Source organism: Nakamurella sp. (assembly GCF_048594475.1).
Classification (GTDB): Bacteria; Actinomycetota; Actinomycetes; order Mycobacteriales; family Nakamurellaceae; genus Nakamurella.
Genome location: NZ_JBMDXT010000240.1, coordinates 1 through 11,801 on the forward strand (window position 1 = coordinate 1; position 11,801 = coordinate 11,801).

Annotated in this window: 6 protein-coding genes and 2 pseudogenes; 3 read left to right on the forward strand and 5 right to left on the reverse strand. The window is 75.2% G+C overall.

What is annotated here, in order from left to right:
- Together ACOJUF_RS11085 and tatC are read left to right on the forward strand one after the other, a co-directional pair.
- Positions 1 to 265: twin-arginine translocase TatA/TatE family subunit (locus ACOJUF_RS11085; protein ID WP_420121910.1), on the forward strand; the 265-nt coding region annotated here is incomplete at its 5' end.
- Between the two features lie 136 nt (positions 266 to 401).
- Positions 402 to 1,217, forward strand: a complete 816-nt coding sequence (gene tatC / locus ACOJUF_RS11090) for a twin-arginine translocase subunit TatC (RefSeq protein WP_420121911.1) — start codon at positions 402 to 404, stop codon at positions 1,215 to 1,217.
- A gap of 282 nt (positions 1,218 to 1,499) precedes the next feature.
- On the opposite strand, the gene helR is transcribed toward tatC, so the two are convergent.
- Positions 1,500 to 3,653: an RNA polymerase recycling motor ATPase HelR gene (gene helR, locus ACOJUF_RS11095; RefSeq protein ID WP_420121912.1), complete on the reverse strand. Its 2,154-nt coding sequence runs from the start codon at positions 3,651 to 3,653 to the stop codon at positions 1,500 to 1,502.
- A gap of 302 nt (positions 3,654 to 3,955) precedes the next feature.
- Here helR and ACOJUF_RS11100 point away from each other — a divergent pair, with 302 nt between their 5' ends.
- Entirely contained in the window at positions 3,956 to 4,540 is a 585-nt protein-coding gene (locus ACOJUF_RS11100; RefSeq protein ID WP_420121913.1) for a hypothetical protein, read from the forward strand.
- A 2-nt stretch (positions 4,541 to 4,542) separates the two neighbouring features.
- Here the strand turns inward: ACOJUF_RS11100 and ACOJUF_RS11105 are convergent, their stop codons facing one another.
- The 4 genes and pseudogenes from ACOJUF_RS11105 to ACOJUF_RS11120 form a co-directional block, all read right to left on the reverse strand.
- On the reverse strand, positions 4,543 to 6,459 hold the full coding sequence (locus ACOJUF_RS11105) for a BTAD domain-containing putative transcriptional regulator (RefSeq protein WP_420121914.1): 1,917 nt from the start codon (positions 6,457 to 6,459) through the stop codon (positions 4,543 to 4,545).
- A gap of 184 nt (positions 6,460 to 6,643) precedes the next feature.
- The gene (locus ACOJUF_RS11110) at positions 6,644 to 6,958 is read right to left on the reverse strand and encodes a hypothetical protein (RefSeq protein WP_420121915.1); all 315 of its coding nucleotides are present in this window, start codon (positions 6,956 to 6,958) and stop codon (positions 6,644 to 6,646) included.
- Positions 6,959 to 7,450: 492 nt separating this feature from the next.
- Positions 7,451 to 7,747, reverse strand: a pseudogene (locus tag ACOJUF_RS11115) (hypothetical protein); the annotation flags it as partial.
- Positions 7,748 to 7,904: 157 nt separating this feature from the next.
- Positions 7,905 to 11,771: pseudogene (locus ACOJUF_RS11120) on the reverse strand (SDR family NAD(P)-dependent oxidoreductase); the annotation flags it as partial.
- Positions 11,772 to 11,801: the final 30 nt, after the last annotated feature.

Genomic DNA, 11,801 nt, shown 5'->3' on the forward strand with positions numbered 1-11,801 from the left:
CGGCGCCAAGAAGCTCCCGGACGCCGCGCGCGGCGTCGGTCGCTCGCTGCGGATCCTCAAGTCCGAGGTGGCCGCGATGGACCACGACGAGACCGCGACGGCGCCGCCGGCCGCCGATCGGGCGGTCGCGGCCGCCGAGCCCGCCGCGCCGGCTCCGGTCGCGCCAGTGCCCGCCGCGCCGGTGCCGGTCGCGGCGGTTCCGGTCGCGTCAGTGCCGGTCGCGTCAGTGCCGGTCGCGCCGGCGGTGACCGCCCGGACCGGCTGATCATGCCCCGGCCCGGGCGGCGGTCGGTGACCGACGCCCGGGCCATCCCGCACTCGTTCGAAAGGGTCCGACCGCCATGCCCTCGCGACTCCGGTGGCCCGGACGCCGCCGCCCGACCCCGACTCCCGACGGCGCCATGCCCGTCCTCGAGCACCTGCACGAGCTGCGGCGACGGATGTTCCTGGCCACCGTCGCGTTGCTCGGCGGGACCGCCGTCGGGTTCCTGTGGTTCGGCCACGGCATTCCCGCCCTGGGCGTGCCGAGCCTGGGCGAGCTGCTGATCGAACCCTACTGCGCGGTCCCGGCGCAGAGCCGCGTGACGTTCGGGGACGGCAGCACCTGCCAGCTGCTGGCCACCGGCCCGTTCTCGGCCCTGGAACTGCAGCTCAAATCAGCGGTGATCGCCGGCGCCGTGCTGTCCGCCCCGTGCTGGCTGCATCAGCTGTGGGCGTTCGTCACCCCCGCCCTGCACGGCCGGGAGCGCCGCTATGCGATCGTCTTCGGAGCGACCGGCGGCCTGCTGTTCGCCGGCGGCACCGCCTTGGCCTACCTGGTGCTGCGCGAGGGACTGACCGTCCTGCTCGGTTTCGGTGGTGATACGACGGTCACCGCGCTCTCGCCGGAGAGCTACTTCTCCTTCCTCATCGCCATGCTGGTCATCTTCGGGGTCTCGTTCGAGCTGCCGCTGTTGCTGATCATGCTCAACGCGGCCGGGGTGCTCAGCGGGGCCCGGCTGGCCCGCGCCCGGCGGTACGCGATCTTCGGCCTGGTCGTGTTCGCCGGGCTGATCGTCCCCGGCAACGATCCGATCACCATGGGCGCCCTCGCCGGGGCGCTCGTGCTGCTCTACGAGGTGGCCGTCCAGGTCACCCGGCTGCGCGACCGGCGCCGCGACCGCACGGCCGACTCGGCCGAGCCGGTCCCGGTCGCGGCCGACGCAGCCGCGCGCTGACGAGAAGGGCGGATTGCCATCATGTTCGGACTCTCCTGGGGTCAGATCGGGATCATCCTGCTGGTCGCCGTGTTCGTCCTGGGCCCCGAGCGGATCCCGACCGCGGTCGCGGGATCCCTGGCGGCCGTGCGCCGGCTGCGCGAGCTGGTCGCCGGCGCCCAGGCCGACACCGTCGGCCAGTTCGGTCCCGAGATCGCCGAACTGCGGCGCCAGCTCGCGGAACTGCGGTCGCTGGCCGGCCTCGCCGAGCTGCGCGAGCTCCACCCGGACCGGATCATGGCGTCACCGGCCCGTCAGCACGACGAGGTCCCGGGTGGTCCTGGTCATGGCGACGTAGCGGTCGACCGCGGCGGTGACGGCGTCCCCGGCCCCGAACGCCTCCGGGTCGACGAGCACGACCAGGTCGAACTCCAGCCCCTTGGCCAGCTCCGGGCTCAGTGATCGCACCCGTGGCGTCGGCACCCACCCGGGATCCCCGATCACGCAGGCGATCCCGTCCGGACGTTCGGCCGCCCAGGCGGCGAGCAGGGGGCGCAGCTCGTCGTACCGGCCGTCCCGTACCGGCCGGCCCGTCCGGCGGATCGAGACCGGGACGTTGGCATCGGGAATGGCGGCCCGGATCACCGGTGCGGCCCGCTCCATGACCTCGGCCGGCGTCCGGTAATTGATCGTGAGCGAGGCGACCTCGACCCGGTCCAGGCCCGCGCGCCGCAACCGGTCCGCCCAGGAGCCGGTGAAGCCGTGCCGGGCCTGGGCCCGGTCGCCGACGACGGTGAAGCTCCCGGACGGGCAGCGGGCCAGCAGCATCTGCCACTGCGCGTCCGTCAGTTCCTGGGCCTCGTCCACCATCACGTGCGCGTACGTCCGGTCGGTTCCCTCCGGATCGCCGGCCGGCAGGTCGTCCTCGTCGATCAGCGCGTCCCGCAGATCGTCGCCGCGCAGCATCGACATCACGGCCATCTCCGAGTCGTCGGACTCGATGAGATGCTCGACCACCCTGGACATCTCCGCGTTGCGGTCGGCCACGGCGGCGGCCCGCCGCCGGGCCCGGCCGGCCGCCGCCGGATCGCCGAGGCGGCGGCGGGCCGCGTCCAGCAGCGGCAGGTCGGGCACCGTCCACGCCGCACCCGCCGGCCGCCACAGCCGGCGCACGTCCTCGGGGCCGAGCCAAGGGGCACACAGGCGCAGGTAGGCCGGCACCGTCCACAGGTCCGCGACCAGGTCCGTCGCCTCGATGAGCGGCCAGGCCCGGTGCAGGGCGGCGGTCAGCTCCGGATGGCGGCGCAGCGACTCCCGCAGCGCGCGCTCGGGCGCCCGCCCGGCGTCCTGGTCGGCCAGGATGTCGACCAGCGCCTCCCGGATCGTCTCGCGGGCCTGGTTGTGCGGGGTGCCGGGGTCGACCGCGGCGAATGCCTCCGCCCAGTCGGCGGCCCGCAACCGCAGCTCCGACCAGGGGGTGGGCACGGCGAGTTCCGCGGTGGGCGGTTCCTCGTAGAACCGGACGGCGGTCTCGATCGCCCCGACCATCGCCGCGGTCGACTTGAGTTGCGCCACCAGTGGATCCGGCTCCGGTCCGGCGGTGGCGCCCTCGGCCACCAGGTCGCGCAGCGTGCAGGTCTGCACCCCCTCCTCGCCCAGGCCGGGCAGCACGTCCGAGACATACGCCAGGTACGGCTCGTGCGGGCCGACGAACAGCAGGCCGCCCCGGTGATGGCCCAGCCGCGGGTCCGCGTAGAGCAGGTAGGCGCAGCGGTGCAGGGCCACCACCGTCTTGCCGGTGCCGGGACCCCCGTCCACGACCAGCGTCCCGGCCGAACCGCGACGGATGATGGCGTCCTGGTCGGCCTGGATCGTGCCGAGCACGTCGCGCATCCGTTCGCTGCGGGTGTCACCGAGGCTGGCGATGAACGCGGACTGGTCGTCCAGCGCGGCCTGCCCGTCCAGCTGGCTCGGGTCGAAGACCTCGTCCCAGTAATCGGTGATGCGGCCCCGCGTCCAGCGGTAGCGGCGGCGGCTGGCCAGGCCCATCGGCCGCGCGTGGGTGGCGCCGAAGAACGGTTCGGCGGCGGGGGAGCGCCAGTCGATCAGCAGGGACCGGCCGGCCGCGTCCCGCAGGCCAAGGCGCCCGACGTAGACCGCCGGCGAGCCGTCGTCCGGCACCATCCGGCCCAGGCAGAGGTCAAGCCCGTAGCGGCGCAGGGTGCGCCGGCGGGCGGTGAGCCGGTGGATCTCCTGATCCCGCTCCAGGGCGACCTGCCCCGATCCGCCGCGTTCCCGCCGGACCGCGGCCAACCGGTCGGACAGCTCGGCGATCGCGGTGTCCAGGGTGCCGGCGATCGCGGCGAAGTGGGCCAGGTCGTCGCCGATCGAGGCGGGGTCGGCCTTGGCCGCGAGCTTGTCGGGCAGGTCGAACACGGCCGGGCTGACGGTATTCACGGGCAGGGCTCCGATCCATCGGGCCGGCGGGCACCCCCCGCGCCGGCGTCGGGCCGCGATTCTGCGCCGGCCCCCGGGTCTTGCCGCAAGCCCCGGGGTGCGCTATACGTTGAAGTGGGAGGGGTACCCGAACCCCGGACGTGCCCTCCGTTCTCCGTTCCCCGGGGGCCCGGACCGCCGCCCGGACCGCCGGCGCCGGACCGGTCGTCAAGAATTGTCATAGCCCGCTGTGGTCTCGTGGAGTGAGACGGACACAACGGTAGGGCAGCCGGATGACGACGCTCCACATTGACGGTGTGCAAGTGGTTTTCGAGGGTCTGGCCCGCCTGCGCTGGGCCGCCGGACCCTGGCGCCTGGCCGCCGGCGACGGGGCCGGGCACGGGACCGGCGCCGACCCGGTGCTCGATCACGTCTGGCCCCGGCGCGACGAGATCGCCCACCACCGGAGGCGGATCGATCACGGACACCGGACGGTGGTCGTCGTCGACGACCGCGAGCCGGTGGTCACCCTGCCCCTGGAGCGGGTGCCGTGGCTGCCCTTCGGTGCGGTCGAGCTGGACGGCGCCGGTGCAGGTGTCCGGCGGCTCGCCGTGCCTCGCTTCTCCTGGCTGCGCGAGCGTGAGCGCACGCGCGGCGAGGCGTTCCTGGCCGGCGTCGTCGCCGGCCCGCGGTCGGCCGACCGGGCCGCGGACGGTGCGGTGGTCGTCGAGGCGGCCCTGCTCGGCACCCCGGAGCCGCTGCGGTTCGTCTTCACCACCGGTGAGCTGTCGCTGGCCCGGCTCCGGCTGACCATCGAGCAGCTGTTCCGCCCGCAACCCCCGGTCGCGGCCCGGCCGCCGGTCGCCCCGGCCGTCCGGCCGGTGACGCCCGCCGCCCGGGCCGCCTGAGGTCAGGCGCCCTCGACCAGGGACCGGTTGCCCGGACCCCGCCGGACCTCGCGGGCGGCCAGCCGGGTCAACGGCGGGAAGCTGTAGAGCGGGCGCCGACCGGCGTCGTGCCCGGCGACCTCCAGCAGCCGCCGCTCGAGCAGGTACTCGAGGATGTGCTCGGCCACGCACTCGGACAGGCCAAGCAGGCGGCCCACCGCGTCCGCGGTGAACGTGGGCGTCGGCAGGTCGGCCAGGATCCGCAGCTGGGTCAGCCGGCCGTCCTCGACCGCGTCGAACAGCCGGTCCAGCGCCGGCCGGATGCACAGCGAACCGGCCTGCAGCCGGTCCAGCCGGGTCGCCTCGGCGCGCAGGTGGGCCACCATGCGCCGGAGGGTCCAGTGCGGCTTGCGGCTCAGTTGCAGGCTCAGGATCCGCAGCGCCAGCGGGAACCGGCCACAGCTGTCGATGAGTTCGAGCGCGGCCGCCCGCTCCACCTGAACCCGTTGGTGGGCACCGGCCCGGCGCAGGAACAGCATGGCCTCGGCGATGTCGAACGGGCCCAGATCGATCTGCCGGTCGACGGGCACCGCGGCCAGCGGCTCGGTGCTGGTGATCAGGACCCCGCAGCCCGCCCCGGCCGGCAGCAGCAGGTGCACCTGCTCGTCGGAGACGGCGTTCTCCAGCACGACCAGCACCCGCCGCCGGGCGAGCAGGCTGCGGTACACCTGGGCGCGTTCCTGGGTGTCGCTCGGGATTCCGTCGGGGCTGGCTCCCAGGGCCCGCAGGAACCAGGCGAGCACGTCCCGGACCGGAACCCGGGACTCGCCGGGCGCGCCGAGGTCGACGAACAGCTGGCCGTCCGGGTAGACGGCGCGGGCCTGCTGGGCGACGTGCACGGCCAACGAGGAGCGACCGACGCCGGGCGGCCCGGAGACCAGGGCCAGGCGCGGGCGGCCCGAGGCCGGGTCCGGTGCCGGCCCCTGGCTCGGGGTGGGTGCCGTCCCGGTCTCCACCCCCAACCACCGGCAGAGCCGGTCGGTCTCCGACCGGCGCCCGGTGAAGTCGGCGAGGTCGGGCGGGAGCATCGCCGGCACCGTCGCCGGCCCGCGCCCGTCGGTGCCGGTCGGGGCCGGCCCGGTCCCGCCGGTCGCCGGGACCGGCGGGACCGCCGGTGGCGCGTCCGGGGGCTCGGCCACGATCTCCTCGTACAACTCGGTCAGCAGCGGGCTGGGATCGACCCCGAGCTCGTCGGCCAGCAGTTCCCGCCCCTCGAAGAACACGCGCAGGGCGTCGGCCCGGCGGTGGGAGCGCCAGAGCGCGGTCATCAGCTGGGCCCGGAACCGCTCGCGCAGGGGGTGGGCGGCGACCAGCGCGGTGAGCTCGGAGATCAACTCGCGGCAGCGACCGAGCGCCAGCTCGGCCTCCACCCAGAGCTCCTGGGGGTCCAACCGGCTCTCCTCCAGGGCCGCCGCCTCGGTCTCGGCCAGGAACTCCGTCCCGGACCCGAGCGCGGCCCCCCGCCAGAGCCCGAGCGCGGCGGCCAGCTGCACCGAGGCGACGTCCGGCCGGCCCTGTTCCAGGGCGGCGCGCCCGCGTCGGGCCAGCGCGACGTACTCGTCCAGGTCGAACCAGGCCCCCGGCGCGCGGAGCGCGTAGCCCTGGCCGTTGCGGACCAGCGAACCCGCGTCACCCAGCGTTCGGCGCAGCCGCGAGACGTAGGTGTAGATCTGCGCTCCGGACGTCCGCGGGGGCTCGTCGCCCCACAGCAGGGCGCTCAGCGCCCCGTCGGTGACGACCCGGCCATGGGCCAGCAGCAGGGCGGCCAGCACGGTGCGTTGCTTGGATCCGCCGAGCTGCACCTCCACCCCGCTGAGCCAGACCTGCACCGGCCCGAGGATCCGGAACTCCAGGGCCGCGCACGGAACCGCCCGATGCATCCGGTCCGGATCGCCGCCGTTCCCCGATCCGGCCCCCGAACCGCCCGGATCGTCGGATTCGGAATCAATTCCGACAATCGCGAACAATTCCGATCGGGTTCCCGTCATCGGACCCCCCTTTCGAAAAGCTGCATGCCGGAGAAGAGGCCGACCTGCGCGTGAGAAGTACGGCCCACCTGCCCTTTCACTCGTCCAGCGCAGCAAATGTCGCCGGCTGCAGCGGGCGGCCACTCGATCGGGTGGCCGCATTTGCGACAAAGCGGTTTTCCCGGTCGCGATGGGCCGGACGGACCGTGTCATCCGATGCGTCGCACCAGCCCAGAAGCACTCCGGCCAGGCCGCTGATCCGGGCCAGGACGGTCCCCGCGTCGGTCACCGCCTCGCCGCACAGGGCCCCCCGGACGGCCGGGTCGGGCCCGGCCACCAATCGAATTCGCGGGAATTGTCGGGCCAGTGCGATGTCATTGCGGCCGTCGGCACAAGAATCGAAAAGATCCACTCGCCGGATCCCGGAAAGTGCCATCAACGGCAGGCGGTCGGCCGCGCCGGCGGCCAGCACGCAGGTGCGGGCCAACCCGTCCAGCAACAGGGCCGGAATGTGGAAGCGGTCGAACGGATCCCGGTAGCCCTCCGGCCGCAGGACGAACATCGCCTGGCCGGCCGCGTCGCCCCGGACCGGCGACCGCAGCGTGTCCATCGGACCGGACAGCTGCACCAGCGGGTTGGGTCGCAGGTACGGATCGATGCTCGCCCGCCCCCCGACCAGCACGTCGCGGGTCGCGACCGGCCCGGCCGGCGGTCGGGCGGCCAACCGCACGTCCAGGTCGGCGTGCACCCGGTCGGCGACCAGCAGCTCGCCGGACGGGGCGCGCACGTCGGAGGTGATGACGACGCGCACCGAGGCACCGGCGGCGTCCGTCGGCCCGGCGGCGCGGGTCGCGGTGATCCGGATCGCCAAGGACTTGCGGGTGGGGTGCAGCCGCAGGAACGAGCGGAACGCCACCCGCTCGAAGGCGACGGCCCGCTGTCCCGGACACAGCTCCTCGGCCGCGGTGGCGGCGAGCTCCAGCGCGAACGTGCCGGGCAGGGTCGGCCGGTCGTCGACCAGGTGGTGCGCCAGGTAGGGGTCGTGCTCGAGATCGAGCAGGCAGTCGAAGGAGCGGACGGTGCTGTCGAAGGTCCGGTTCGACGCGCGGACCGACCGGCGGGGCGGCGTGGGTGACCGCGTCGGCCATGGCGGCGCGCAGCCCCGGGAACCGGTTCTCCAGCATCGCCTGCTCGGCCGCACCCAGATGGACGGTGACCCGGTCGCGGCGGGGCCGGTCGAGCTCGGCCAGGAACAGCGCGATCCCCTCGGCGGTGCCGATGCCCCCGGAGAAGCCCGACCGGTGCAGGAAGCCCCGGGTGACCGGGTCGGCGGCCAGACCGATGGTGTCCCAGAGCGTCCACCCCAGGGTGAACTCGTCGCAGCCGTCGTCCCGGCCCGCGGCCGCCGCGGCGGCGAGCAGGTCGTTGCCCGCGGTGTAGTCGATCTCGCCGGGCTGGCCGGTGAATCCGAGGATCGACCCGAAGTTGCACCAGGCCACCGGCGGCCGGCCGGCGAAGGCTCGGCGCAGGTGCGCGTAGCCCAGCACCTTGACGTCGCGGACGGCGCGGAAGTCGGCCAGCCGCTTGCGGTCCAGCGCGGCCGAGCGGTTGATCCCGGCACCCAGCACCACCAGGTCGACCCGGCCGCTCGCGGCGCTGATCTCGTCGACCGTCCGCTGCACCGCCGCCGCATCGGTCAGGTCGCAGACCCGGTAGTGCACCCGGTCCGGCCCGCACACCCGGCGCAGCTCGTCGATGGTCGCGCGCGCCTCCCGCGCCTGGACCGACCGGTCGTAGACCCGGTTCAGCTCGGCCATCGTGCGGCCGGTGCCGGCCGCGTGCGCCGCGGCGAGGAACTCCGCGCGGGACGGTCGCGGGTCGTCCGGACCCGGCCCGTCGATCCGGTTGGAACCCAGCACCCACACCGTCGGGGCCGCCCGGTGGGCGACGGCGGTCAGGACGGCGGCCGTCACTCCCCGGGACCCGCCGGCCGCGACGACGACCGACTCCCGGGTCAGCCGGATCGGGCCCGGGCCTCCGGCGTCCGCGGCCCGGGGCACCGGCAGCGGGATGTAGCGGCGGCCCGCATCGAGCACGGTCACCGGTAGCAGGCGGGGCCGGCGGGACTCGTCGGCCAGTTCCGCCATCCCGTCGGCCGCCGAGGTCGTCGTGGTGAGCAGGGCGATCACGTCCAGCTCGGGCCGCTCCACCCGGAGCGTCCGGAGCATGCCGGTGAACATCCCGGTGGTGGCCCGCGGCCGGGCGTCGCGGACCGCGTCGAGCGCGAGCAGGCAGCAGGATCCGGCGGCCGGGTCGCCGGTCAGCGCCCGGACGGCCAGGAAGGTCAGGTCGGCCAGGGCCACCGCGGCCGGGAACCCCGGCCCGGTCGGCTCCCGGTCCGCCCCCAGGGTGAGGATCACCCGCAGGTGGCGCAGCGGCCGGCCGAACGCGGCAACGGCGTCGGTGACGCAGGTCTCGGTCAGCGGGCCGGACAGCGACACCACCTCGGCTCCCGCGTCGGACCCGGCGGCCGGGGCGCGGTGCGGTTCCGGGCCGCCCGGGCCGGTGTCCGATCGGCCGTCCGTTCCGGCGTCCGCGCGGAGCGACAGCACCAGGCAGGACGGGTCGACCGGGGGCAGCTCGTCGGGCCGGTCGGTGACGATCAGGCAGTGCGGCGGGAGGGCGGGCAGGGCGCTGCGGACGTTCTCCGCCTCCCACCGCCGGTACTGCACGGCGAACGGCTCGACCGTGGGCGCCGGGACGAGCGGGTCGTCCGGCCCGGGACCGGCCACCGGGACGGCCGGTTCGACGGCCGGGGCGGGTTCGACGGCCGGCGCCGATCCGGGGTGTCCGGCCGGGGGATCCGGGGCCGTGGTGTGCGGCGCCGGACGGGCGGCGGCGACCGGCCGGATGCGGATCGCCGACCGGGCCCCGGTGATCGGATCGGCACAGCTCACGACCGCGTCCGCGGACCGGTCGAGCGCGGCCAGCAGCTCCAGGGTGCCCTGGGCACCCAGGTAGTGCCGGCCCTCCAGGTCGGCCGGCCCTGACGCCGGCCCTGAACCCGGCCCGGTGGCCGACCCCGGGACGCCCGCCGAGTCCCGGGCGCGGCAGACGTCGAGCTCGGCCAGCACCGGCAGGCCCTGCGCCTCGGCGAGGCTGCGCCGGGTCAGCACCAGCAGCGCGGCCCCCTCGGCCGGCTCCGCGCCGCCCGGCAGCCCGCCGAGCAGGTGGCGCAGCTCCGGCAGGCTGTTGCCGTTGACCCCCAGCACGAGGCCGACATCCCACCCGCCGTCGCGGATCCGGTCGATGGCCAGGCCGGTCGCGGCCAGGCCCGAGCCGAACCCGGTGTCCACGGTGAGGTTCGACCCGGTGTATCCGAAGTAGTTGGTGATCCGGGCCGGGATGATGTTGGGCATGATCCCGGGGGTGGCGTCCTCGTTGGTCTCCGGGACCAGGGCGCGGACATCGGCGGCGAACGCGGCCAGGCCCGGGCGCAGGTCGGCCAGGTCGGCGTCACGGTCGATGTGATCGGTCAGGTACCGCAGGTAGCTGCGCAGGGCGTAGCCGATGGCGTTGCGGGTCGGGCCGAGATGCCCGGCGACCACGCCGGTCCCGGCGCGGTGCCGGTCCAGCAGCTGGGCTACGGCCGGGTCCAGGTCCAGCACGCACTGCATCGCCAGCACCTGGCCGCGGTCGATCGTGGTCAGCGTGGTGGAGGGGATCCGGAAGGTGCCCACCGGCGGCAGCGGGAACTGCTCGCCGAAGGACGCGTCCGGCGCGGCCGCCCGGTCGCCGGACAGCCAGCGGCGCACCGTGTCCCGGTCCGGCCCACCGGGCAGCCGGGCGCTCCAGCCGACCAGCACGACCGGATCGTCCGCGACCGTCGGGGCCGGGGTCACCGCGTACCGGGCCGCCGGGTCGTACTCGCGGACGACGGCGTGCGCGTTGGTGCCGCCGAAGCCGAAGCCGGACACGGCGGCCGTCCGGGGGCGGCCGGGCCGGTCGGGCCACGGCTGGTCGGCGGTCGGGATGCGCAGCGGCGACGACCCGAGGTCCCAGGCCGCCGGGGCGGCGGTGAACCGGCGCTGGCCGGGGATGAGCCGGTGCTGCAGCGCGGTGAGGACGTGGACGATCGAGACGATTCCGGCCACCCACCCCGTGTGCCCGACGATCGACTTGTTCGACGTGACCCACAGCCCCGGGCTGTCCGCCAGGGCGGTCCGCAGGGTCTGCACCTCGACCTGGTCGCCGGCCCGGGTGCCGGTGCCGTGGGCGACCACCCAGTCGAGGTCGGTCGCGTCGACCCCGGCGGCGGTCCAGGCCCGCTCGATGGCGACCTGCTGCCCCTTGGTGTTCGGTGCGTAGATCGCCTTGCCGCGGCCGTCGGCGGACGTGCCGACGCCGGTGAGCAGCCCCAGGATGCGATCGTTGTCGGCCCGGGCGCGGTCCAGCGTCTTGAGCACGATCACCGCGGCGCCGTCCGAGAACAGCACCCCGTCGGCGTCGGCGTCGAACGACCGGACGTCGTTGCTCGCGGACAGCCCGTGCAGCCCGGCGAACAGCGTCGAGTGGCGCGGCCCGACGGCGAACGCGGCCCCGGCGACGGCGACGTCGCAGGCGCCCGTGCGCAGCGCCTGCACCGCCGTCTCGACCGCGAACAGCGAGGAGCTGCAGGCGGTGTCGAGCATCAACAGCTCGGTGTCGGCGGGCAGCAGGCCCGCCGCCGCGGCCGCGCCCACGGCGTGCGGCAGGCTGTGCGCCGGGTCGTCGTTCAGGTGTGGCAGCAGCCGCCGCAGGTGGGGCAGGGCCGCGCCCGCGGCCGGGTCGGCCGGGTCGGCCGGGTCCGCCAGCCGCTGCCGGACCCCGGCCCAGACCATCGCCTCCTCCAGATGCTGGCTGCCGTCCGCCGTGTACCCCACGGCGAACAGATGCCGGTCGGCCTCGGTGTGATGCACGCCGGTCAGCGCCTGCTGCAGGCTCCGGCGCAACCAGGTCGTGGTGTAGTCCTGCGCCGGCCGCTCCGGCTGCCCGTCGTGGATGAAGCCAAGGGTGCGGGAGTAGGTGCTGTCGGGCACGCCGCTGCCCGCCGGCGCCCAGAAGCTCTCGATGTCCCAGCGCTCCCCGGGCTCGCTGAAGACCGGCCGGTCGCCGAGCAGCAGCCGGAAGAACGCCTCCGGGTCGGCCGGGTCGACCAACCGCTGCCGGACGCCGGCCCAGACCATCGCCTCCTCCAGATGCTGGCTTCCGTCGGC